Raw genomic sequence first — 23,276 nt, 5'->3', positions numbered from 1 at the left:
TCATGACCATGAGCCAGACCCCGGACAGCGCCGTCCGTACGTACATCGAGCAGCAACGTGCCGCCTTCCTCGACGACCTCGCCGAGTGGCTGCGCATCCCGTCCGTGTCGGCCCAGCCCGACCACGCTCCCGATGTCCGTCGCAGCGCCTACTGGCTCGCCGCCAAACTCAAGGAGACCGGCTTCCCGACCGCCGAGGTCTGGGAGACGCCGGGCGCCCCGGCCGTCTTCGCCGAATGGCCCGCGGACGACCCCGAGGCGCCCACGGTCCTCGTCTACGGCCACCACGACGTACAGCCCGCCGCCCGTGAGGACGGCTGGGACAGCGACCCCTTCGAGCCGGTCGTCCGGGAGAACCGCCTCTACGCGCGCGGGGCCGCCGACGACAAGGGCCAGGTGTTCTTCCACACACTCGGCGTCCGCGCCCACCTCGCCGCCACCGGCCGCATCGCACCCGCGGTCAACCTGAAACTGCTGATCGAGGGCGAGGAGGAGTCCGGCTCCCCGCACTTCCGAGCCCTCGTCGAGGAACACGCGGACCGGCTCGCCGCCGACGCAGTGATCGTCTCCGACACCGGCATGTGGTCCGAGGACACCCCCACCGTGTGCACCGGCATGCGCGGCCTCGTCGAGTGCGGGATCGTCCTGCACGGCCCCGACCAGGACATCCACTCCGGTGCCTTCGGCGGCGCCGTCCCCAATCCGGCCACCGTCGCGGCTCGCCTGGTCGCCGCGCTGCACGACGAGCACGCGCGCGTGGCAATCCCCGGCTTCTACGACGGCATCGTGGAACTCAGCGACCGCGAGCGTCAGCTGTGGGCCGAGCTGCCGTTCGACGAGGAGAGCTGGCTGCGCGAAGCGCACTCGTACGCCACCGAGGGCGAGGCCGGGCACACCACCCTGGAGCGCATCTGGGCCCGCCCCACCGCCGAGGTCAACGGCATCGGCGGCGGCTACCAGGGCCCCGGCAGCAAGACGATCATCCCGTCCTCGGCCATGGTCAAGCTGTCCTTCCGGCTGGTCGCAGGGCAGGAGCCCGACCATATCGAGAAGGCCGTCCGCGCCTGGGCCACCGAGCGGATACCCGCCGGGATCCGCGCCGAGATCACCTTCCTGCCGGCCACGCGCCCCTGTCTGACCCCGCTCGACCACCCAAGCCTCCAGTCGCTGGCCCGCGCCATGGGCCGCGCCTTCGAGGGACCGGTCCGGTTCACCCGTTCGGGTGGCTCAGGGCCCGCCGCGGACCTCCAGGACGTCCTCGGCGCACCCGTCCTCTTCCTGGGCATCTCCGTCCCCTCCGACGGCTGGCACGCCCCGAACGAGAAGGTCGAGCTGGACCTCCTCCTCAAGGGCGTCGAGACCAGCGCCTACCTGTGGGGTGACCTGGCCGAGAACTGGCGCCATGCCCCTGACCCGTCGGCGCCGTCCGGAGCGGCATCACGCGCGGGGCACACTGGAAGGGCCGCCCCGCCCGCCCCGCCCCCGCCCGACCTGGTCTCCTCCCGCCCTTCGTCCCGCTGAACCGCCCGCTGAAACATCCGTTGCACTGGGGGAGTTGGAAGCACCCGTGACCACCTGGACCGACCACACCGCCGACCGCCCCATCTCGCTCACCGCCCCGAGCGGCATCGACCGCGCTGCCCACCACCGGCTCGACGAGGCCTGGCTCGCGGCGGCGTGGAGCCACCCCGACACCCGCTGCTTCGTGGTCTCCGGCGGCCAGGTCCTCATCGACGAGACGCCCGACGGCCGGACCGAACTCGTCATGACCCCTTCCTTCGAGGCACCCCTCACCGAAGCGCACCGCTACTTCCTGGGCACCGACGAGGCCGGCGTCAGCTACTTCGCGCTCCAGAAGGACGCCCTGCCCGGCCGTATCGACCAGTCCGCCCGCCCGGCCGGCCTGCGCGAGGCAGGACTGCTGCTGTCACCACGCGACACGGGCCTGATGGTGCACGCGGTCGGCCTGGAGAACTGGCAGCGCACCCACCGTTTCTGCTCCCGCTGCGGCGAGCGCACGGTCATCGCCGCGGCCGGCCACATCCGCCGCTGCCCCGCCTGCGGCGCCGAGCACTACCCGCGCACCGACCCCGCCGTGATCATGGCTGTCACCGACGAGGACGACCGCATCCTGCTCGGCCGCCAGGTCCACTGGCCCGAGGGCCGCTTCTCCACGCTCGCCGGCTTCGTCGAGCCCGGCGAGTCCACCGAGCAGGCGGTGCGCCGGGAGGTCTTCGAGGAGGCCGGGATCACCGTCGGCCCCGTCGAGTACGTCGCCAGCCAGCCCTGGCCGTTCCCGTCCAGCCTCATGCTCGGCTTCATGGCCCGAGCCACCTCGACCGAGATCAACGTCGACGGCGACGAGATCCACGAGGCCCGCTGGTTCTCCCGCGACGAACTGGGCGCCGCCTTCGACTCCGGCGACGTCCTCCCGCCGTACGGGATCTCCATCGCGGCCCGCCTGATCGAGATGTGGTACGGCAAGCCGCTGCCGACCAGGAGCTTCGTCTGAGACGGCGACCCGGCTGATGACCGACACCTACGACACCTACTGGAACCACAACGTCCACTATCACCCGGTGGTCCTGGACGCAGTGCCGCACGGCTGCCGTGCCGCCCTGGACGTCGGCTGCGGCGACGGCCTGCTGGCCGCCAAGCTCGCGACCAGGGCGGAGTCGGTGACCGGCGTGGACCGGTCACCGGAGATGATCCGGCTGGCGCACAAACGGGACGCGGGAAACGTCACCTTCCTGGAGGGTGACTATCTCGACGCCGGACTCCTCGACGAGGGAGGCTACGACTTCGTCAGCGCGGTCGCCGTCATCCACCACGCCCCTTTCGACGACGTGATCGAACGGCTGGCGGGGCTGCTCGCGCCGGGCGGCCGGCTGGTCGTCGTCGGCATGGCGCACAACCGCACCCTCCTGGACCGCGTGATCAGCGGTTGTGGAGTCCTCGTGAACCTGCTGCTGCGCGCGCGCAGACGCGGCGGCGAGCGGGGTCCGTCCGGCATGCCCGTCGAGGACCCCATCATGAACTGGCGAGAGGTCCGGCAGGCCACCGCACACCTGCTCCCCGAACGCAGGTACCGGCGCCGGCTGCTGTGGCGTTACACCCTTGTGTGGGACAAGCCGGGTGACATACGCGAAGGCGGCCCCTGAACCGAGTCAGGGACCGCCTTGCGCGAAGAGTGCGAAGAAAACACGAAGGAGATTACGCGCCGATCTTCTGCTTGACCTGAGCCAGCGAGGGGTTCGTCAGCGTCGAGCCGTCGGCGAAAAGCACGGTGGGGACTGTCTGGTTCCCGCCGTTCGCCTTCTCCACGAACGTGGCCGAATCCGGGTCCTGCTCGATGTTGATCTCGGTGTACGCGATGCCCTCGCGGTCCATCTGGCTCTTCAGCCGGCGGCAGTAGCCGCACCACGTGGTGCTGTACATCGTCACAGTGCCCTGCATCTCGCTCGCGCTCCTTCTGGCAGCTCGGGGAAGGTCGTCCAGGAGAGGAACACATGCGGTCCGTCCGCCATTCCCGCAGCACGAGCCCTGTACGGCGCCTGCCGCATTAGTACGACTGCGAGGGGCTGCCTGTGGACAACCGGCACAGCAGCCCCCGGCGACCTGGCAGCATGGCCGTGTGACAGCAGCAACGCATTCCTCCCTTTTCCCGCAGGCACCGGACTCTGCCGACGCGGTGCTCGAAGGGCTCGACCCCGAGCAGCGTGAGGTGGCGACCGCCCTGCACGGTCCGGTGTGCGTGCTGGCCGGAGCCGGTACCGGCAAGACCCGGGCGATCACCCATCGGATCGCCTACGGGGTGCGGGCCGGTATTCTCCAGCCGTCCAGCGTGCTCGCCGTCACCTTCACCAACCGTGCCGCCGGGGAGATGCGCGGCCGGCTGCGCCAGCTCGGCGCCCAGGGGGTGCAGGCCCGCACCTTCCACTCGGCCGCGCTGCGCCAGCTCCAGTTCTTCTGGCCGAAAGCGATCGGTGGCTCGCTGCCCCGGCTCGTCGACCGCAAGATCCAGCTTGTCGCCGACGCGGCCGCCGCCTGCCGCATCCGCCTCGACCGGGGAGAGCTGAGGGACGTCACCGCCGAGATCGAGTGGTCCAAGGTCACCCAGACCGTCCCCGCCGACTATCAGCCCGCCGCTGTGAAGGCCGGCCGCGAGGCTCCCCGGAACCCGGCCGAGATCGCCCAGATCTACTCGGTCTACGAGGACCTCAAGCGTGACCGAGGGGTCATCGACTTCGAGGACGTCCTGCTGCTCACCGTCGCTGTCCTGCAGGACCGGCACGACATCGCCGAGCAGGTCCGCGCCCAGTACCAGCACTTCGTCGTCGACGAGTACCAGGACGTCAGCCCCCTCCAGCAGCGCCTGCTGGAACTGTGGCTCGGCGACCGCGACAGCCTGTGCGTCGTCGGCGACGCCAGCCAGACCATCTACTCGTTCACAGGAGCAACCCCCGACCATCTGCTCGACTTCCGCACCCGCCACCCCGGGGCCACCGTCGTCAAGCTGGTCCGCGACTACCGCTCCACACCGCAGGTGGTCCACCTCGCCAACGGGCTGCTGGCCCAGGCCCACGGCCGCGCCGCCGACCACCGCCTGGAACTGATCTCCCAGCGCCCCGCGGGACCCGAGCCCGTCTACACCGAGTACACGGACGAGCCCGCCGAGGCCGAGGGCGCCGCCCGCCGTATCCGCGAGCTGGTCGACGCAGGGGTCCCGGCCGCCGAGATCGCCGTGCTGTTCCGCACCAACTCCCAGTCAGAGACCTATGAGCAGGCCCTCGCCGACGCCGGGGTGCCCTACCAACTGCGCGGTGCCGAGCGGTTCTTCGACCGGCCCGAGGTGCGCAAGGCGGGCGTGGCCCTGCGTGCCGCGGCCCGCTTCGGCGGCAACGACGCGCTGCTCGACGACACCGTGGACCTGCCCTCCCAGGTGCGCGCTGTCCTGTCGGGGGAGGGCTGGACCACCGAGCCGCCGGCCGGCTCCGGCGCGGTCCGGGAGCGCTGGGAGTCACTGGCCGCCCTGGTCAACCTGGCACACGACGTCGCCGCCGCCCGGCCCGCCGCCACCCTCGCCGACTTCGTCACGGAACTCGACGAGCGTGCGGGCGCCCAGCACGCCCCGACCGTCCAGGGCGTCACCCTCGCCTCCCTGCACTCGGCGAAGGGCCTGGAGTGGGACGTCGTCTTCCTGGTCGGTGTCGCCGAGGGCATGATGCCGATCACCTATGCGAAGACCGACGAGCAGATCGAGGAGGAGCGCCGTCTCCTCTATGTCGGTGTGACCCGTGCCAGAGAACGGCTCCATGTCTCCTGGTCCCTCTCCCGCACTCCCGGCGGCCGCCCGAACCGCAGGCCCAGCCACTTCCTGGACGGCCTGCGCCCCGGCTCCACCGGCGCCGTCGGCCGCGGCTCCGGTGCCGGCCCCGGCGGAGTCGAACGCGGCTTCACCGGCGGCCCCGTGGCCGCACCCCGGCGCACTCAGCGCACTCCCGCCCGCTGCCGGGTCTGCGGACGCACCCTCACCGACGCCGGCGAGATGAAACTGATGCGCTGCGACAACTGCCCCTCCGACATGGACGAGGGCCTCTACGAGCGGCTGCGGGAGTGGCGCGCGGACCAGGCCCGGCTCAGCGGCCAGCCCGCCTTCTGCGTCTTCACCGACAGGACGCTGATGGCCATCGCCGAGAGCGCGCCCGACGACGACCGGGAGCTGGCCCGCATCCCCGGTGTCGGCATGCGCAAGCTCAACCGTTACGGTGCCGATGTTCTGGCCATCTGTGCAGGCCAGCAGCCCGGGGGAGCAGCCGAGGGGGACTGATGCGAACTCGTCGAAAAAATAGTTTGCGCATGCCCCGGCAATCCCCATAGGTTCTAGGCACGGAAGCGGCGGCCTTCTCGAAGGCCCAGTTCCGTGTTGTACTTGCATATCCGAGCGGACTGGCTCATCCCAGTCCCCCAGACGCCGAGAGGAGGCGAGTCCAGTGATCAGCATCAAGACCAACATCAGCGCGGCCAAAATGACCGATCTCTCGGCCGTCTCCGTGTGCATGCTCGGCGTCTCGAACCTGGGCACCGGTCTGTCCGGCATTCGTGCCGTGCGTCCGGCGTCCTCCTCCGTTTCTCTCGCGGGCCTTCCCGTTCGTGAGCGCAATGAGCGACCGACCAAGGCACTGGAAGCAGTAGGGGCACAGGCCAAGGCCTATGCCTTTGTGGCAGCCGGTGCCGGAAGCCGGAAGCAGACGACGCAGCACCACCTGATGTGGGCCTTCCGTGGGCCAGAACCCTGGAGTGATCCAGCCTGATCGATCAGGCCGGCGCCTTCAGGGCCGCGGAACCCCACCCGGGATCCGCGGCCCTTCTGTTTGTCCCCACCACAGGGACAGACGGGCGAAGGGGCCTCGGGGCAAGAGCAGAACCCGGTACCAGCCGCCAACCGGTCCAACCGGACCGGAACGACCAGACGAGGAAGAACAGCCGTGCAACTCGAAGCGCACGCCCCGTCCGTACCGCCTTCCGAAACGATCCCCCCGCCCTGCCTCACGGAGGACTCCACCTTGACTCCGCTCACCGCGCTCACCGCGCTCGACGACGCCATCGAGAACCTCGGCGTGCCCGTCCCCTGCCGTTCCTACGACCCGGAGGTCTTCTTCGCCGAGTCGCCGGCGGACGTCGAGTACGCCAAGTCCCTCTGCCGCACCTGCCCGCTGATCGAGGCCTGCCTCGCCGGTGCCAAGGAGCGGCGTGAGCCCTGGGGTGTCTGGGGTGGCGAGCTGTTCGTCCAGGGTGTCGTCGTCGCCCGGAAGCGGCCGCGTGGCCGTCCGCGCAAGAACCCGGTTACGGCATGAACATCCAAGGAACGATCGACCGCCCCCTCACGCACGACCCCAAGAAGCAGGCCCCGATGAAGCCGTCCACCAGCGAGCCCACAGGCTCCGCGATCCCAGACTTCACCACCGCCGGTACGACCACCGGCTCGCGTCAGAACAGGACCCGCGAGATGCAACTCATCCCAGAAGCCCTGGCTCGTGCGCATATGCACGAGCGACTGCACGAGGCCGAGCAGGAACGCCGGGCCGTGCGCCTGGCGGCCGCTCGCCGGATGCAGCGCCGGGCCGAGCGCGCCTCGATGCGCGCCCGCCGGGCGCTCGCCATGGCCGTCATGCAGTGATCCCGAACACCTGAAGCGGTGGCCTCCCGGCTGAGGGAGACGAAAGCTTCACGCGGGGGCCGGTCCGGTCGAACGGACCGGCCCCCGCGGTGCGTTGCGCCCGCGGATCCGTGCACCGCGGCGTTATCGTCGCCGGGTGACGAGTCTTCCCGGAGGCAGTGATCACGGTTGCTCCGCCACGGAGCCCCACCCTCCTGTGTGCGCCCGCTGCGGCATCCCGGCCGACGGCCCCCAGCCCACCACGTGGACCTGCTCCGTGGAGAACGGCATCCGCCAGTTCTTCTGCGACGCCTGCTCCAGGGAGAACCTCAGAGCGATCGAGGGCCGGCTCGACTCGTCCTGGTGGTGATCGCCGTCACCGCGCCTACTGCGCCTCTACGGCCACCTCCGCCTCCTCGGCTGCCACGACTTCGTCGGCACCTTCGGGCACGAACCCGGGCAGCCACGCCTCCAGTTCCTCCCGCAGCCGCACCGTCGCGCCCAGCTGACACAGCACGCCGATGGTGCTCAGGGTCACCCGGTGTATCAGCAGGTAGGCAGGCGGCAGGTTGAGCTGTTTGCCCAGCTGGTGGGCGGGGTTGCGGGGGTCGGCGATGCGGGCCGCCTGGCTGCGCATCCAGTTGCGGGTGAAGGTGAACTCGTCGACCCGTGCCGGTTCGATGATCGGCAGCAGATAGTCCAGGACGGCGTCGGGGTCCAGCTCTATGGAATCCTTGACGAATCCCTCGGCGCACAGCAGCTCGTAGACCGCCTCGGCATCACCGTCCAGCGTCATCCGCAGGGAGTCGCCGATCGGGCTGGGCAGGCCGCCCGCGAGGCGGTCGACCGTGCCGAAGTCCAGCACGCCCAGGAGCCACTCCTCCTCGTCCTCCGGCCCACCGGGCAGCAGACGGAAGTTGCCCGGGTGGGGGTCGGCGTGCAGCAGCCCGGTACGGGCCGGGCCCGAGAACAGGAACCGGGCCAGGAGTTGACCGGCCCGGTCACGCTGCTCCTGCGTACCCTCCGAGATGATCTCGGAGAGCGGTATTCCGTCGATCCACTCCGTGACCAGGACCTGCTCGCACTGGTACACCACCGCGGGAACCACCACATCGGGGTCGTCCGCGAACTCCTCCGCGTGCGCCGCCTGGGCCTGCGCCTCCAGGGCGTAGTCCAGCTCCTCGGAGACCCGGTCGCGCAGCTCGGCGATCAGTGGCTTGATGTCCATGCCCGGGATCAGCGGACCCAACAGACGCGCGAAACGACTCAGTTGCCCGAGATCGGACAGCAGGGCCTCGCCGGCTCCCGGATACTGCACCTTGACCGCGACCGCACGGCCGTCGTGCCATACCGCCCGGTGCACCTGGCCGATCGAGGCCGCCGCCGCGGGTTTCTCCTCGAACTCCAGGAACAGCTCCCGCCAGCCCTCGCCGAGGCGCTCGGCGAGCACCGCGTTCATGGTGCGGGTGGGCATCGGCGGCGCGGCGTCCTGGAGTCTGGTGAGGGCCGCCCGGTAGGGGCCGGCGATCTCCTCGGGGAGGGCGGACTCGAAGACGGACAGGGCCTGCCCGAACTTCATGGCCCCGCCTTTCAACTCTCCCAGGACTTTGAAGAGTTGCTCCGCCGTGCGCTGTTGCAGCTCACGCCCGACGATCTCCGCGGACTCACCCACGATGCGCTTGCCCAGACCCCAGGTCGCCCGGCCTGCGAAGCCGAGCGGGAGCGCGGCGAGCTTGGCGGTCCGGGTGACCGCCTTGCGGGGAAGATCAGACATGCGCCCTCCAAGTCCCAGTCGGCCGTGCGGCGTCCGTGTGCTCTTGTCGCTCCGCCGACGGCCGTTGCACCACCATTGTCTCGTGCCGAGCCTCATTGGTTGAGGAGTGTTCCCCCTTAGCTTTCTCCGCCGCTCCGCACGGGCATGCGGAATGCGGCCAGAGCGGCCGCGCATGCCAGTGCAGAGCCGGCACAGAAGCCTCCCAGCGCACTCCCGTACCTGACGGCGACTCCCCGTCGAGGAAGGCCAGGGCATGCGCGGCGGCCAGCCCGGCCACGGCCGTCGCCAGCGTCAGATCGCAGGCCCCCACTCGGCGGGCCTGCCCGGACCGCCACTGGGCGATCAAGCGTGGCCACGCCGGATCACGGTCGGAGCGATGCTCGTGCAGACAGCGGGCGCAGCCCGTCCCGCCCGGCAGGACGAGCGGACCGACGACGCCGGTGCCCTCCACGACCCCCGTGTAGAGGTGAGGCGTCCCGGAGGCCATGAGCGGCTCGGCGGCGCGCGCGTCCGGGGCGTGCACCAGGACGTCGTCGCGCGGGGCGATGATCACCAGGGAGAGGCCGGGCTCTTCCGCGGCCGGATCCGGGCGGCGCGGTGTGCGGTCCGGAGCGGCCCGGCGGACGACCCTGCGCGCGGCCTCTTCCCGCCGCTCGCCCACCGCCTCCGCGGGCAGCCCGCCCGGCGCCACGTCCCACGGCTGGACGCGGCCCACGTCACGCACGTCGACCTCGCCGACGCCCGCGCCCGACAGCAGCGCGGCCAGCGTGACACCGACCCGGCCCGCGCCCCGCACCTGCACCCGCAGCGCACGCCGGGCCGCCAGCCGGCCGATCGCGCCGCCCGGCTCCGGAGTGATCAGGGACAGCGACGCGAGATCGGGGCCGAGCCGGTCCATGACCTCCTGCTTCGCGCGCAGTGTCTCCACCGCCGGCCCGCCGCCGCACGCGTCGTCGACAAGGCCGGCCCGCGACAGCCGCTCCACCAGCGCGTCGACATGCCCGTCCGGCAGGTCCATGCGCCGCCCTTCCGTACGCAGCAGCGCGAGCCCCCGGGTGCCGTTGAGCAGGTCCAGAAAGCTGCCGGTCGCCGTGTCCATCGGCCCGACTGTCATCGCGTGTGCCGGGGTCATCCCGAACTGCACGGTGTTGAGATCACGCCAGCCGCGCCGGAGCGCGGGCTTCACCAACGGATGCATGACAGGCCCCCGTAGCTGTCGAAAGGTCATGGAACGTCCCCGTCTGCCGGTGGAGCCGGTCACGCTCCGCCGACGACTGCCAGCATGCCCGGCCCGCTCGACGGACATCGAAAGTTGTCCACAGGCGGTGGGTATTCGTCGTACAAATCAGACGCATGGTGGGGGCTTGGCATCGAACCGCCCCGGACCCGGGACTTCCCCCGTGTGCAGCGGGTAACGTCGGGGCGTGCCCGCCGACCCACTGCACCGCGCCGGAAAGCCACAGCGCAGCATGACGAGCCAGCCGCCCAGCGGCTTGGGGGTGAGCGCGATCGAGGTTCGCAGGAGCGCCCGGCGCCGCCGGACGGTCTCCGCGTACCGCGAGGGCGATCGAACCGTCGTGCTGATCCCCGCCCGGATGTCCGAGGCGGAGGAGAAACGCTGGGTGACCGTCATGCTCAACAAACTCGCCGCCCAGGAGAGCAAGCGGGTGCTGGGCGACGCCGAACTGGCGGAGCGCGCCGAGCGGCTGTCGGCCCAGTACTTCGACGGCCGGGCCCGCCCCGCCTCGGTGCGCTGGGTCACCAACCAGAACACCCGCTGGGGTTCCTGCACCCCCGCCGAGGGCAGCATCCGCCTCTCGCACCGGCTCCAGGGCATGCCCGAGTACGTCGTCGACTATGTGCTCTGCCATGAACTGGCGCATCTGCTGGTGCCCGGGCACGGTCCCGACTTCTGGCGGCTCCTGGAGGCGTATCCGCGGACCGAGCGGGCCCGGGGCTACCTCGAAGGGGTGGTCGCCACCGGCCGGCTGCCCCATGCGCCAGGTGCGCGCGATGAGTGACACGCCCTGCGAGCGCTCGCTTCGGGGCCGCTGAGCGCGGTTGTGTACCGGGTCTGTACCGACTTCCTCCGATGTCCGAGTTAGCCGTTAGCCTGGCGCGACGCACTCACATTCGGGATGGGGGACGGTCGTAGCGCATGGCCAGGGAATTCCAACGCGGCCACAAGGCCAGGATCAGTGACCTGACGGCGGGCACGGATCTGTACGTAGGTGTGCAGATCGCCGGGCCCGGACTGACCTTCGACATCAGCTGCTTCGGCCTGGACGCCGACGAACGGCTGTCGGACGACCGGTACTTCGTCTTCTTCAACCAGCCGAAGTCTCCAGAGGAGTCCATCCAGCTGCTGGGTGCGCAGGCGGGCGACACGGAGTCCTTCCGGGTCACGCTGGACCGGATCCCGCCGCGGATCCAGAAGCTGGCGTTCACGGCGACCATCGACGGCGCCGGGCAGATGTCGCAGGTCGCGCCCGGTTACATCCGGATCGTCGCGGGCGGCGAGGAGGTGGCCCGGTACTCCTTCAACGGCTCGGAGTTCTCCACCGAACGCGCCGTGATGCTGGGCGACTTCTACCTGAAGGACGTGTGGCGCTTCGCCGCCGTCGGCCAGGGCTTCGACGGTGGTCTGGATGCGCTGCTGAAGAACTTCGGCGGCGAGGTGATGGAGGAGGAGGCGCCCGCCGCGCCCGAGCCGCAGCAGTCGCAGACCGGCCCTGCGCCCGGATTCGCGCCGCCCGCGTTCGCCGCCCCGGCCCCGCACGCGCCCGCCCCGGCACCCGTGCCCCCGCCCGCCCCCGGCACCGTGCCGCCGCCGGCCCCGGCCCCGGCACCCGCGCCCTACGGCCGGCCGACCCCGAGCGCGCCCATGCCGCCCGGTTACGGTCAGCCCCCGGCGGCCCCGCAGGCCCCGGCCCCGCCGCCCGGACACCCCCAGGCACCCCAGCCCCCGACCCCGTCTCCGGGCTACGGCCAGCAGCCGCCGTTCGGGCAGGCCCCAGGCCGGCAGACCTACGGAGTCCCCCAAGGAACTCCCCAGGGCGGTGCCGGAGTCGGTGCGGCGCTCCAGCAGTTCAAGGAGACGCCCACCGGCCAGCGCTGGACGCAGCAGAACAGCAAGCTCGTCCGGGTCGACCTCGGCATGGGCGGTCAGCCGGTGCTGGCCCGGCAGGGCAGCATGGTGCTCTACCAGGGCAAGGTCGACTTCAGCTACAAGGGCGCCGGGTTCATGGGCCGGGTCGTGGGCAACGCGACCGGCCAGGAGATGCAGCTGATGCGCTGCACCGGCCACGGCCAGGTGTTCCTCGCCGAGAACTCCGCACATCTGCACCCCGTCGAGCTCCAGGGCGACGCGATCTGTGTCTCCGCGGAGAGCGTCCTCGCCTTCGACGAGAGCCTCCAGTACGAGGTCCGCCGGATCGAGGGCCACGGCATCCCCGGCGGCGCGCTGTTCACGATGCAGTTCCAGGGCACCGGCACGATCGTCGTCAAGACGCACGGCACGCCCGTGGTGCTGCCCGTCACGCCGACGACGTTCGCCGACTGCAACGCGGTGGTCGCCTGGTCGGCGGCCTCCCAGGTGATCGTCTCCAGCCAGGTCCGGATGCGCCGCAACGCCTACCCGGGCGACACCGGCGAGAGCGTCAACCTGCAGTTCCGGGGCGCCCCCGGCAACTTCATCGTCGTCCAGCCGTACGAGGTCTGAGGGAGCCCGTCATGAACCAGCCGCTCGCGGGCTACGCCCCCGCACCCGTCACCGCCCGCATGGAGAACCACGGCAACCACATGCTGAAGGTCGCCATGCAGACCGGAAACGACCTCCTCGCGCGTGTGGGGTCGATGGTCGCCTACGAGGGCTTCGTGCAGTACGAGCCCAACCCGCCGGCCGTGCGCCAGATCGCCCGTGACTGGATGACCGGCGAGGGCGCGCCCCTGATGAAGTGCTCCGGCGACGGACTGCTCTACCTCGCCGACTACGGCGCCGATGTCGTCGTCATCAACCTCAACGGCGACGGCATCTCCGTCAACGCCACCAACCTGCTCGCCTTCGACGCGCACCTCACCTGGGGCGTGGAGCGGGTCAAGGGGCTGGCGAAGTTCGCCGGGCAGGGTCTGTGGAACACCAAGATCTCCGGGCAGGGCTGGGTCGCGCTGACCTCCCGGGGCAAGCCGATCGTCGTCGACTGCGGCGGCGGCGAGGACGAGACGTACGTCGACCCGGACGCGCTGGTCGCCTGGTCGCCGAACCTCAAGGTGAAGGGCAAGCGCAGCTTCAAGGCGCAGTCCCTGATCGGCCGGGGCAGCGGCGAGGCCTACCAGATGGCCTTCTCCGGGCAGGGCATCGTCGTCGTCCAGCCCAGCGAGGACAGCACCGACCGCCTTCGTTTCCGGGGCTGAGGGGGAGTCAGAGAATCATGCAGAGCCCGCTTTTCGCGCACAACGACTCCCAGGCCCGGGACCGCTACAGCCTGCAGAACAAGCAGATGCTGCGGGTCGTCCTGGAGGGCCACGACGACATCCTCGCCCGCAAGGGCACGATGGTCGCCTACCAGGGGCTCGTCGAGTTCGACGCCGAGTACACGAGCAACCAGCAGTCGCGCGCGCGTGCGTACACCGGCGAGGGCCTGGACCTGATGCGCTGCCACGGGCAGGGCACGGTCTACTTCGCCAACCTCGCCCAGTACGTCCACGTCCTGGACGTCGAACAGGACGGCCTGACCGTGGACAGCGGCTACGTCCTCGCCATGGATTCCTCGCTGCACCACGAGGTGGTCGCCGTCGACAGCCTCTACGGCATCTCCGGGTCCGGGAAGTACCAGCTCAACATCACCGGCCGCGGCAAGGTCGCCCTGATGACCTCAGGCGCGCCGCTGCTGATGCAGGTCACGCCCGACAAGTACGTCAACTGCGATGCCGACGCGATCGTCGCCTGGTCCACCGGGCTGCGCGTTCAGATGCAGGCCCAGACGCATTCCTCGGGCGTGTGGCGGCGTCGCGGCAACACCGGAGAGGGCTGGGAGCTCAGCTTCATGGGAAGTGGCTTCGCGTTGGTCCAGCCGAGTGAACTGCTCCCGCCGCAGAACGCCCAGATCGGCCAGGGCCTCGCCGCGCAGTTCGGGATGGGCCAGCAGGGCGCGCGCGGGATGAACCAGGGGAACGTCTGGAGCTGACGGGCCAGGAAGACCCGCAAAGTAAGGGGCGCACGCAGTGGCGGGCGCCCCTTACGTGCACATGGGGATCACAGCCGGGCGCGGGTCGCTTCCAGCAGTCGTACGACCGAGTCGTCGGCGACCTCCGCGACCCCGTCGTACGCGAACCAGCGCAGGTCCAGGGACTCGTCGCTGATCGCATGGGCGGCGCCCGGCGGGGCCACGGCCGCGTACTGGATGTCGAAGTGCCAGTGGCACGGCGCCGGGATCGGGTGCCGGTCCAGTCGGACCGGGCCGCCCGGCAGCAGCGTCAGCCCGGGGATCCCGGACTCCTCGGTCGCCTCCCGCAGGGCCGCCGCGGCCGGCGTGGCGTCGCCCGCCTCGCAGTGGCCGCCCATCTGCAGCCACATCCGCAGCTTCCGGTGCAGTGTCAGCAGCACCCGACCGTGCTCGGCGTCGACGACCAGCGCGCTCGCCGTGACATGACCCGCGTGACACGCCTTCCACATGCCGTCGGGGTGCGCCGCGAGATGGTCCAGGTAGGCCTGGCGCAGCTCTTCCTGGCCCTCGTACCCCTTGAGGACGAGGACCGTGTCGTCGTACAGGCTCACTCGGTGTCGTCGCCCTTTTCCTGGTCGTCCTTCTTGCGCAGGTCGGGCTTCTGGGCCGCCTCGCCGAGCATCTTGTCCAGCTCGGAGAAGTCCAGCTGCTCGCGGTGGACGAAGCCGTCCGGGTCGTCCAGGTCGCTCGCCGTCGGCAGCATGTCCGGGTGTGCCCACAGGGCGTCCCGGCCGTCGACACCGCGCGCGTCGGTGAGCGAGGCCCACAGCCGGGAGGCGTCGCGCAGTCGGCGCGGGCGCAGCTCCAGGCCGATCAGCGTGGCGAACGTCTGCTCCGCGGGGCCGCCCGTGGCGCGGCGGCGGCGCAGGGTCTCGCGCAGCGCGTCGGCGGACGACAGGCGCGGCTTCGCCGCCGCGTGGACCACCGCGTCGACCCAGCCCTCGACGAGGGCCAGCGCGGTCTCCAGACGGGCCAGGGCCGCCTTCTGCTCCGGTGTGTCCTCGGGCTGGAACATGCCCTGCTGGAGGGCGTCCTGAAGCTGCTCGGGGTTCTGCGGGTCGAACTGGCCGACCACGTCCTCCAGCTTGGCCGTGTCGACCTTGATCCCGCGCGCGTACCCGTCGACCGCGCCGAACAGGTGCGAGCGCAGCCACGGCACATGCGCGAACAGGCGCTGGTGGGCCGCCTCGCGCAGCGCCAGGTACAGCCGCACCTCCTCCTTCGGCACACCGAGGTCCTTGCCGAACGCCTCGATGTTCACCGGCAGCAGCGCGGCCCGGCCGACCGGGCCGAGCGGCAGACCGATGTCGGTCGAGCCGACGACCTCGCCCGCGAGCACACCGACGGCCTGTCCGATCTGCGTGCCGAACATGGCGCCGCCCATCGAGCGCATCATGCCGATCAGCGGGCCCGCCATGGCCTGCATCTCCTCCGGCAGGACATCGCCCATCGCGGCGCCGACCCGCTCGGCGACCGGGTCGACCAGCTCCTGCCAGGCGGGCAGCGTCGCCTCGACCCACTCCGCGCGCGACCACGCCACGGCCGAGCCGGAACCCGACGGCAGCGACGTCGCGTCGTCCAGCCACAGGTCGGCCAGGCGCACGGCCTCCTCGACCGCCGTGCGGTCGGAGGGGCCCACGCTCGCGTCCTTGACGCCGTCCGAGGTGCCCTGGGAGACCGTCTGGCGGGCGATCTGCTTGGCCATGTCCCAGTTCACCGGGCCGCCCTCGTACGAGAGCATCTGGCCCAGCTGCTGGAAGGCCGCGCCCAGGTCGGTGGGGTTCAGCGAACCGAACATGGCAGCGAACGGATTGTCGGCGCCGGGGCCGCCGAACCCGGGCGTGCCGAAACCGAACGGGTTGGCCGGTCCCTGCCCACCACCGCTCTGCTGGTCCTTCTCCTTGCCCTCGTCGCCGTCTTCCGGCTCCTCCGGCGGAAGGCCGAAACCGAATGGGGTGTCACTCACGGGAATCCTCGGCTGGTAAGGCCACCGGTTCTCTCCGGCGGCGCGGCTGCCCGACAACACCACCCAGCGTAGACACCCCGGCGCGATCGGGCCTCGGTGCTTCGCCGACAGTCGGCCTGCGGCAGGATGGATGCCACCTGGTACGTACGCGTCACTCACGCTCGTACTGAAGACAACCGCTGGAGACGCCCGGTGAGTTCCCCAGATCCGCAGGTTCGCGCAGCGCGAAACCCGTCAACCCCTGCCGCCGTGCGCGGGCCCGTCGTCGCCGTCACCGGCGCCGCGACCGGGGTCGGCGCGCTGCTCACCGAGCGGTTGGCCGCGTCCGAGGAGATCAAGCAGGTCATCGCCATCGACGAGCGGCGCGGGGAGTGCGCGGACGCCCAGTGGCACATCCTCGACGTACGGGATCCGGCCATCGCGGACAAGCTCCGCGGGGCCGACGTGGTGGTGCATCTCGCGCTCGATCTGGATCTGGAGACCGATCCGGTCGCCCGTACGGCCTACAACGTGCGCGGGACGCAGACCGTGCTGACCGCGGCGGCCGCGGCCGGGGTGCACCGCGTGGTGCTGTGCACCTCCGCGATGGTCTACGGCGCGCTTCCGGAGAACGAGCTGCCGTTGTCCGAGGACGCGGAGTTGCGCGCCACGGCGGAGGCCACGGGCGTGGGGGACCTGCTGGAGATCGAGCGGCTCGCGCGCCGGGCGCCCCGCGCGCACCCCGGGCTCAATGTCACCGTCGTGCGCCCCGCGGTGCTTGTCGGAGGCACCGACACCGCGCTGACCAGGTATTTCGAGTCGCCCCGTCTGCTTGTCGTCGCCGGGTCGCGGCCCGCCTGGCAGTTCTGCCATGTCGAGGACCTGTGCAGCGCGCTGGAGTACGCCGTGCTGGAGCACGTCGACGGGGAACTCGCCGTCGGGTGCGACGGATGGCTGGAGCAGGAGGAGGTCGAGGAGCTCAGCGGGATCCGGCGGATGGAGCTGCCGTCGGCGGTGGCGCTCGGCGCCGCGGCCCGGCTGCACCGGATCGGGCTGACGCCGTCGCCTGCCGGGGATCTCGCCTACACCATGTATCCGTGGGTGGTGAGCGGGAGCCGGCTGCACGACGCCGGGTGGCGGCCGGGGTGGACGAACGAGGAGGTCCTCGCCGAGCTGCTGGAGGAGGTGTCCGGGCGGCACACCGTGGTCGGACGGCGGCTCGGCCGTAAGGACGCTACGGCCGCGGGTGCGGCGGGTGCGACGGTCGCGCTGCTGGGCGCGGCGGCCGTGGTACGGCGGGCACGGAAGGCCCGGCGGCGGATCTGACCACGGACCGGAGGCAGCGGCCCCGGGCCGGTACCGGCGATCGAGAGCCGGGAGTAGGAGGAGTCTCCAAACGCGCACGCGCGTGTGCCGGGTGTTGGGCGTATTCCCTCTGGTCCCGGGCGTGCGGCACGATGGAGGTATGGCTGCTGTGAACGATCATCCTGGTGAGCTGGGTGCCGAGGATCCCGTCAAGCTGATCGGGATCCGGGAGAGTGCGCTCTCCGTCGACGAGGTCTTCGCGGCCGTGGGGGACGACGCGGCCGGTGGGATCGCGCTGTTCGTGGGGACCGTGCGGAACCACGACGAGGGCGCCGACGTGGACGCGCTCGGCTATTCGTGCCATCCCAGTGCCGAGAGCGAGATGCGGCGGATCGCGGAGAAGGTCGTCGCCGAGTACCCGGTGCGGGCGCTGGCCGCGGTGCACCGGGTGGGGGACCTGCGGGTGGGTGATCTCGCCGTGGTCGTCGGCGTGTCGTGTGCGCATCGCGGGGACGCCTTTGAAGCCTGTCGGAAGCTGATCGACGATCTCAAGCACGAGGTGCCCATCTGGAAGCACCAGAAGTTCTCCGATGGGACGGAGGAATGGGTCGGGGCCTGCTGAAGGGCCCCTGTCCGGCTTCCGGTTGCGTAACCGAACCCCCCGCGTGAGCGTTGTCAGTGCGGATGATTAATCTGCTGATCAGTCAGTCGCGGACGCTCATGGGGTTGGGAGGTCGGCATGGGGGCCCTTGTCTGGTTGCTGATTCCGCTCGTGGCCGCGGTCGCTGCCGGTCTGTGGGGCAGCTGGGCCAATCGGACCAGGAGAGCCCGGAGCGACGGGCCCGAACTCGACGGGTACGCGCGCTTCCGCGAGGCCATGGAGAAGCCCCACTCCGGCAGCTGAGCCCCCTCTGACGGGTGGCCCTGACGGTGCGCTGACAGACACGTCCCGTACTGTCTTTGCATGCCACGCCGCACCGCGACGATGCTCGCCTCCACCCTGATGCTGATCGCGCTCCTGTGCGCCGGAGTGCTCATCAACGTGCCGTACTCGGAGATGTCCCCGGGCCCGACCGTCAACACGCTCGGGGACCACGGCGGCGAGCCGGTGCTGCAGATCTCCGGTCACAAGACCTACGCGACCTCCGGGCATCTGAACATGACGACCGTCCGGGTCACCAGCGCCGACTACAAGATGAACCTCGTCGAGGCCGTCTACGGATGGCTCTCGCACGACAACAGGGTCGTCCCGCACGACACGCTCTACCCGGACGGCAAGACCGAGCAGCAGTCCACCCAGGAGAACGCCGAGGAGTTCAGCCAGTCCCAGGAGAGCGCGAAGGTCGCCGCCCTGAAGGAGCTGGGCGTCCCGGTGAAGTCCTGGATCATCGTCTCCACGGTGCTCAAGGGCTCGCCGTCCGAGGGCAAGCTGCACGCCGGTGACGTGATCCAGGCCGTCGACGGTACGGCGGTCAAGCAGCCGGCCGACGTCGCCATGCTGGTGACCAAGCACAAGCCCGGCGAGGACGTCGTCTTCACGGTCGTGCCCGCCAAGGAGCAGGCCGCCGCCGAGAAGGCGAACAAGACGGCCACCAAGACCGAGAAGGTCACCGTCACCACGACCACCTCCGACGACGGCGGCACGAAGCGCGCCATCGTCGGGATCTCCGCCGGGACCGATCACACGTTCCCGTTCTCCATCGACATCAAGCTCGCCGACGTCGGCGGACCGAGCGCGGGGCTCATGTTCGCGCTCGGCATCTACGACAAGCTCACCCCGGGCAGCCTCACCGGCGGCAAGTTCGTCGCCGGCACCGGCACGATCGAGGACGACGGCACGGTCGGCCCGATCGGCGGCATCTCGATGAAGACCATCGGCGCGCGCAGCAAGGGCGCCCAGTACTTCCTGACCCCGGCCGACAACTGCGCCGAAGCAGCCAAGGACACCCCGAGTGGGCTCACCCTGGTCAGGGTCAAGACGATCAACGACGCCCTCGGCGCCCTCAAGGACATCCGCGGCGGAGACACCGGCGCCCTGCCGAAGTGCAGCACCAAGAGCTGACGACCCGTAGAGAACCTGAAGAGGGCCCGTAGCGGACCCAGAAGACCGGGGGCGCCCCTTCCTGACGAGGGGCGCCCCCGGTGCCGTGTGCGAGCCGTGTGCGCGTGTCTCAGTCCGCGAACGTCGCCTTCAGGGCCTCCGCCAGCCCCGGGACCAGGTCGGGACCGGTGAGGACCTCCGTAGGCGAGTCCTTCTCGCGCAGCCGCACCGCCGAGTCGCGGCTGCCGTCCCGCAGCACGCCGACCGTCATCCGGACCTCCTGGCGGTCGGGGTGCTGTGCCACCCACCTGGCCAGGTTGGCCTCGCTCAGCCCCTCCGGGACCTGGGACTCGGCGGACGGCGGCAGCATCAGCCGCTCCACCGTGAGCGCGCAGCCGACCACGGCGTCCGGCCAGGCGATGGTGCCGAGGAACTCATCCAGCGCTTTGTCCGTTGGCACTTCGTCCTGCTCGATCGGGGTGAGACCGGTGGTCACGGACTCCTCCTCCAGACCGAGCTGGGCGGCGAGAGCCGGTTCCTGGGTGCGCAGCCGTGCGGTGTCGACAAGGGCGAAGAGGCGAGCGGGCTGGTCCCAGCCGAGGCCGGAGGCGTACTCGTCGATCTCGAGGACGGCCCGGGTGAGCGGGTTGGCTGCCATGGGAGTGTTGGACATGGTCACAATCCTGCCTCGTTCATGGCCGGAATCGGGAACCGAGTAAACGGTGAGTAAGTTGCATAGGTGTGGCCCCACGATCACGGGGGGCCACGAAAGGCCCCCGATCACGGGGGTCTGACGGATTCAGAAGCGGATCAACAGCGAACTTCGAGGTGCGCACCTTGGCTTTCCAGATGCCGGACCGCGGCGGAGGCCCGACGGGGCCGCGGATCAGAGCGGCCCGCCCGTCGCGGCGTGTCCGGACCCTGCTCATGACACTGGGCGTGCTCGCCGTACTCGGCATGGTGTTCACCATGTTCGCGGGCTTCTGGACGGACTGGCTCTGGTACCGGTCGGTGCACTACTCCTCGGTGTTCACCACCACCCTGTGGACGAAGATCGGGCTGTTCTTCGTCTTCGGCCTGCTGATGGCGGCCGCGGTGGGCTTCAACATCTGGCTCGCGCACCGGTTGCGCCCGCCGCTGAGCGCCATGTCCATGGAGCAACAGAGCCTGGACCGCTACCGGATGGGCATCGCGCCGTACAAGAAGTGGCTGCTGCTCGCGGTCACCGCGCTGGTCGGGCTGATCGCCGGTGCCTCCGCGGCCGGCCAGTGGCGGACCTGGCTGATGTGGGTCAACGGCGTGCCCTTCCACCAGAAGGACCCGCAGTTCCACCTCGACATCTCCTTCTACACCTTCGACCTGCCCTGGTACCGGTTCCTGTTGGGCTTCGGCTTCGCCACCGCGATCCTCTCCCTGATCGCCGCCGCGCTCACCCACTACCTGTACGGCGGGCTGCGGGTCACCAGCCCCGGCGCGCGTGCCACGGGTGCGGCTACCGGGCACCTCTCGGTGCTGCTCGGCTTCTTCGTCGCCCTCAAGGCGGTCGCCTACTGGCTCGACCGCTACGGACTGGCCGTCAAGTCCAGCGACTTCAAGGCCACCGGGAACTGGACGGGCCTCAGGTACGTCGACGCGAACGCGTATCTGCCGGCGAAGACGATCCTGTTCTGCATCGCCGTCATCTGCGCGCTGCTGTTCTTCGCCACCCTGTGGCGGCGCACCTGGCAGCTGCCCGTCATCGGCTTCGGCCTGATGGTCCTGTCGGCGATCCTCATCGGCGGCCTGTACCCGGCGATCGTCCAGAAGTTCCAGGTCCAGCCCAACGAGCAGGCCAAGGAAGCTCCGTACGTCCAGAAGAACCTCAGGGCGACCCGCGAGGCGTACGGCATCGACGACACCAAGGTCACCGAGTACACGGGCAGGAGCACCACCCCGGACAAGACCAAGCTCCGCGACGACGTCGGCGCCACGGCGAGCATCCGGATCATGGACCCGAACATCGTCTCGCCCACGTTCCAGCAGCTCCAGCAGATGCGTAACTACTACGCGTTCCCGAACAATCTGGACGTGGACCGCTACACCAAGGACGGCAAGATCCAGGACACCGTCATCGGTCTGCGTGAGCTGAACCTCGCCGGCATCCCGAAGAACAACTGGATCAACGACCACTTCCGCTACACCCACGGCTACGGCGTGGTCGCCGCCAAGGGCACCGAGGCCGACAGCCAGGGACAGCCGGTCTTCACCGAGTCCGACCTGCCGTCCACGGGCGACCTGGGGACATACCAGCAGCGGGTCTACTACGGCGAGAAGACCAACACCTACTCGATCGTCGGCGGTCCCCAGAAGGAGATCGACTACTCCGACGACAACGGTGAGAAGACCACCAGCTACGAGGGCAAGAGCGGGGTCAGCCTCTCCAGCCCGGTCAACCGGGCCGCGTACGCGGTCGCGTTCAACGAACCGCAGATCCTCTACTCCGGTGCGATCGGCAAGGGCTCGCGGATCCTGTACAACCGCACGCCCAAGGAGCGCGTCGAGGCGGTCGCCCCCTGGCTGACCATCGACGGCGACGCCTACCCGGCGGTCGTCCAGGGCCGTATCCAGTGGATCGTAGACGCGTACACGACGACCAACGGCTATCCGTACGCCTCCCGTACGACCCTCGGTGACACGACGGCCGATTCGCTGACCGCGACCAACAACTCGCGTGCAGTGGTGGCCCAGCAGGACCAGGTCAACTACATTCGCAACTCGGTGAAGGCGACCGTCGACGCGTACACCGGCGAGGTCAAGCTCTATCAGTGGGACACCGAGGACCCGGTGCTGAAGACCTGGATGAAGGCCTTCCCCGGCACGGTGCAGCCGAAGTCGGCCATCTCGTCGGACCTGATGGGCCATCTCCGCTATCCCCAGGACCTGTTCAAGGTCCAGCGCGAGCTGCTCACCCGCTACCACGTGACGGACGCCCAGACGTTCCTGACCGGCAGCGAGGTGTGGCAGGTGCCCGACGACCCGAGCAACAGGTCGGGCAACGCGGTGCCGCCGTACTACCTGAGCATGAAGATGCCCGACCAGAGTCAGCAGGCGTTCTCGCTGTCGACGACGTTCACGCCCAACGGCCGGGACAACCTCAGCGCGTTCATGTCGGTCGACTCCGAGGCCGGTTCGAAGGACTACGGCAAGATCAGAATCCTGAAACTGCCGACCAGTACGACCGTCGACGGCCCCAAACAGGTCCAGAGCAAGTTCAACTCCGAACAGGACATCGCCGCCGCGATCAAACTCCTCAAGGGCGGCGACTCCGAGGTGGAGTACGGCAATCTGCTGACCGTGCCACTGGACGGGGGCCTGCTGTACGCGGAGCCCGTCTACGTACGCGGTGCCGGGGTCAAGTACCCGCTGCTGCGCAAGGTGTTGGTGACCTACGAGGGCAAGACCGCCTTCGAGAACACCCTCGACGAGGCGCTCAACAAGGTGTTCGGCTCGAACGGTTCGGGCACGGGGTCCTCGGACACCGGATCCTCGGACACCGGGACGACCACGCCGCCGACGTCCGGTAATCCGACGGTCCAGGAGGCGCTGAACGACGCCCAGAAGGCCTTCGAGGCGGGACAGGAAGCCCTGAAGAAGGGTGACTGGACGGCGTACGGCAAGGCGCAGGCCCAGCTGCAGGACGCGCTGAGCCGGGCCGAGAAGGCGCAGTCCAAGGCCGACAAGACCGGTGGGGGCGCATCGCCGAGCAGCAGTCCGAGCCCCGGTGCCAGTGTGAGTCCCAGCGCGAGCAGCAGCCCCGGCGCGAGCAGCAGTCCCAGTCCGAGCGGGTGA

At 70.1% G+C, this 23,276-nt stretch carries 23 protein-coding genes; 17 read left to right on the top strand and 6 right to left on the bottom strand.

What is annotated here, in order from left to right; genetic code table 11:
- Window positions 1-8 precede the first annotated feature (8 nt).
- From ACZ7OO_RS00725 to ACZ7OO_RS00715, 3 genes are read left to right on the top strand one after another with little or no spacing between them, the layout of a single operon-like run.
- On the top strand, window positions 9-1,520 hold the full coding sequence (locus ACZ7OO_RS00725) for a dipeptidase (RefSeq protein WP_471500108.1): 1,512 nt from the start codon (window positions 9-11) through the stop codon (window positions 1,518-1,520).
- Window positions 1,521-1,566: 46 nt separating this feature from the next.
- A complete protein-coding gene (gene nudC / locus ACZ7OO_RS00720) occupies window positions 1,567-2,511 on the top strand; it encodes an NAD(+) diphosphatase (protein WP_471500106.1) in 945 nt (314 codons plus the stop codon).
- A 16-nt stretch (window positions 2,512-2,527) separates the two neighbouring features.
- Window positions 2,528-3,160, top strand: coding sequence for a class I SAM-dependent methyltransferase (locus ACZ7OO_RS00715; protein WP_471500104.1), 633 nt, complete (start codon window positions 2,528-2,530; stop codon window positions 3,158-3,160).
- Between the two features lie 52 nt (window positions 3,161-3,212).
- Here ACZ7OO_RS00715 and ACZ7OO_RS00710 read toward each other — a convergent pair whose 3' ends face one another.
- Window positions 3,213-3,455, bottom strand: coding sequence for a mycoredoxin (locus ACZ7OO_RS00710; protein WP_471500102.1), 243 nt, complete (start codon window positions 3,453-3,455; stop codon window positions 3,213-3,215).
- A 178-nt stretch (window positions 3,456-3,633) separates the two neighbouring features.
- On the opposite strand from ACZ7OO_RS00710, the gene ACZ7OO_RS00705 reads away from it, so the two are divergent.
- The 5 genes from ACZ7OO_RS00705 (at window position 3,634) to ACZ7OO_RS00685 (ending at window position 7,528) form a co-directional block, all read left to right on the top strand.
- Window positions 3,634-5,829 (top strand): ATP-dependent DNA helicase UvrD2, encoded by a 2,196-nt coding sequence (locus ACZ7OO_RS00705; RefSeq protein WP_471500100.1) that lies wholly within the window; start codon window positions 3,634-3,636, stop codon window positions 5,827-5,829.
- 199 nt (window positions 5,830-6,028) lie between these two features.
- Window positions 6,029-6,313 (top strand): hypothetical protein, encoded by a 285-nt coding sequence (locus tag ACZ7OO_RS00700; protein ID WP_471501210.1) that lies wholly within the window; start codon window positions 6,029-6,031, stop codon window positions 6,311-6,313.
- A 174-nt stretch (window positions 6,314-6,487) separates the two neighbouring features.
- Window positions 6,488-6,856 (top strand): WhiB family transcriptional regulator, encoded by a 369-nt coding sequence (locus ACZ7OO_RS00695; protein WP_471500098.1) that lies wholly within the window; start codon window positions 6,488-6,490, stop codon window positions 6,854-6,856.
- Window positions 6,853-7,179, top strand: a complete 327-nt coding sequence (locus ACZ7OO_RS00690) for a hypothetical protein (RefSeq protein WP_471500096.1) — start codon at window positions 6,853-6,855, stop codon at window positions 7,177-7,179. The genes ACZ7OO_RS00695 and ACZ7OO_RS00690 overlap by 4 nt, the downstream gene beginning before the upstream one ends.
- Before the next feature lie 136 nt (window positions 7,180-7,315).
- Entirely contained in the window at window positions 7,316-7,528 is a 213-nt protein-coding gene (locus ACZ7OO_RS00685) for a hypothetical protein (RefSeq protein WP_471500094.1), read from the top strand.
- Window positions 7,529-7,543: 15 nt separating this feature from the next.
- On the opposite strand, the gene ACZ7OO_RS00680 is transcribed toward ACZ7OO_RS00685, so the two are convergent.
- Together ACZ7OO_RS00680 and ACZ7OO_RS00675 are read right to left on the bottom strand one after the other, a co-directional pair.
- The gene (locus ACZ7OO_RS00680) at window positions 7,544-8,932 is read right to left on the bottom strand and encodes an ABC1 kinase family protein (RefSeq protein ID WP_471500092.1); all 1,389 of its coding nucleotides are present in this window, start codon (window positions 8,930-8,932) and stop codon (window positions 7,544-7,546) included.
- Entirely contained in the window at window positions 8,925-10,130 is a 1,206-nt protein-coding gene (locus ACZ7OO_RS00675; RefSeq protein ID WP_471500090.1) for a TOMM precursor leader peptide-binding protein, read from the bottom strand. Before ACZ7OO_RS00675 ends, ACZ7OO_RS00680 begins: the two co-directional genes overlap by 8 nt.
- 226 nt (window positions 10,131-10,356) lie before the next feature.
- Between ACZ7OO_RS00675 and ACZ7OO_RS00670 the strand changes: the two genes are divergently transcribed.
- The 4 genes from ACZ7OO_RS00670 (at window position 10,357) to ACZ7OO_RS00655 (ending at window position 14,118) form a co-directional block, all read left to right on the top strand.
- Window positions 10,357-10,953 (top strand): M48 metallopeptidase family protein, encoded by a 597-nt coding sequence (locus ACZ7OO_RS00670; protein WP_471500088.1) that lies wholly within the window; start codon window positions 10,357-10,359, stop codon window positions 10,951-10,953.
- A 137-nt stretch (window positions 10,954-11,090) separates the two neighbouring features.
- Window positions 11,091-12,653, top strand: coding sequence for a TerD family protein (locus ACZ7OO_RS00665; RefSeq protein ID WP_471500086.1), 1,563 nt, complete (start codon window positions 11,091-11,093; stop codon window positions 12,651-12,653).
- 11 nt (window positions 12,654-12,664) lie between these two features.
- Window positions 12,665-13,345, top strand: a complete 681-nt coding sequence (locus ACZ7OO_RS00660; protein WP_352219810.1) for an AIM24 family protein — start codon at window positions 12,665-12,667, stop codon at window positions 13,343-13,345.
- Between the two features lie 17 nt (window positions 13,346-13,362).
- A complete protein-coding gene (locus ACZ7OO_RS00655; protein ID WP_471500084.1) occupies window positions 13,363-14,118 on the top strand; it encodes an AIM24 family protein in 756 nt (251 codons plus the stop codon).
- 68 nt (window positions 14,119-14,186) lie between these two features.
- Here ACZ7OO_RS00655 and ACZ7OO_RS00650 read toward each other — a convergent pair whose 3' ends face one another.
- Together ACZ7OO_RS00650 and ACZ7OO_RS00645 are read right to left on the bottom strand one after the other, a co-directional pair.
- A complete protein-coding gene (locus ACZ7OO_RS00650) occupies window positions 14,187-14,708 on the bottom strand; it encodes an NUDIX hydrolase (protein WP_471500082.1) in 522 nt (173 codons plus the stop codon).
- The gene (locus tag ACZ7OO_RS00645; RefSeq protein WP_471500080.1) at window positions 14,705-16,123 is read right to left on the bottom strand and encodes a zinc-dependent metalloprotease; all 1,419 of its coding nucleotides are present in this window, start codon (window positions 16,121-16,123) and stop codon (window positions 14,705-14,707) included. Before ACZ7OO_RS00645 ends, ACZ7OO_RS00650 begins: the two co-directional genes overlap by 4 nt.
- Before the next feature lie 192 nt (window positions 16,124-16,315).
- Between ACZ7OO_RS00645 and ACZ7OO_RS00640 the strand changes: the two genes are divergently transcribed.
- The 4 genes from ACZ7OO_RS00640 (at window position 16,316) to ACZ7OO_RS00625 (ending at window position 19,469) form a co-directional block, all read left to right on the top strand.
- On the top strand, window positions 16,316-17,428 hold the full coding sequence (locus tag ACZ7OO_RS00640; protein WP_471500078.1) for an SDR family oxidoreductase: 1,113 nt from the start codon (window positions 16,316-16,318) through the stop codon (window positions 17,426-17,428).
- 139 nt (window positions 17,429-17,567) lie between these two features.
- Complete coding sequence (locus tag ACZ7OO_RS00635) at window positions 17,568-18,029, top strand: molybdenum cofactor biosynthesis protein MoaE (protein WP_352219815.1); 462 nt, start codon at window positions 17,568-17,570, stop codon at window positions 18,027-18,029.
- A 117-nt stretch (window positions 18,030-18,146) separates the two neighbouring features.
- Entirely contained in the window at window positions 18,147-18,311 is a 165-nt protein-coding gene (locus tag ACZ7OO_RS00630; protein WP_352219816.1) for a hypothetical protein, read from the top strand.
- A 60-nt stretch (window positions 18,312-18,371) separates the two neighbouring features.
- Entirely contained in the window at window positions 18,372-19,469 is a 1,098-nt protein-coding gene (locus ACZ7OO_RS00625; RefSeq protein WP_471500076.1) for a YlbL family protein, read from the top strand.
- A gap of 109 nt (window positions 19,470-19,578) precedes the next feature.
- On the opposite strand, the gene ACZ7OO_RS00620 is transcribed toward ACZ7OO_RS00625, so the two are convergent.
- Window positions 19,579-20,121: a PPA1309 family protein gene (locus ACZ7OO_RS00620; RefSeq protein ID WP_471500074.1), complete on the bottom strand. Its 543-nt coding sequence runs from the start codon at window positions 20,119-20,121 to the stop codon at window positions 19,579-19,581.
- A 176-nt stretch (window positions 20,122-20,297) separates the two neighbouring features.
- On the opposite strand from ACZ7OO_RS00620, the gene ACZ7OO_RS00615 reads away from it, so the two are divergent.
- Window positions 20,298-23,276, top strand: coding sequence for a UPF0182 family membrane protein (locus ACZ7OO_RS00615; RefSeq protein ID WP_471501208.1), 2,979 nt, complete (start codon window positions 20,298-20,300; stop codon window positions 23,274-23,276).

This window comes from Streptomyces sp. NPDC111744 (assembly GCF_055634995.1).
The sequence above is the reverse complement of the archived record's forward strand: the minus strand, read 5'-3'. Positions and strand labels throughout refer to the sequence as shown.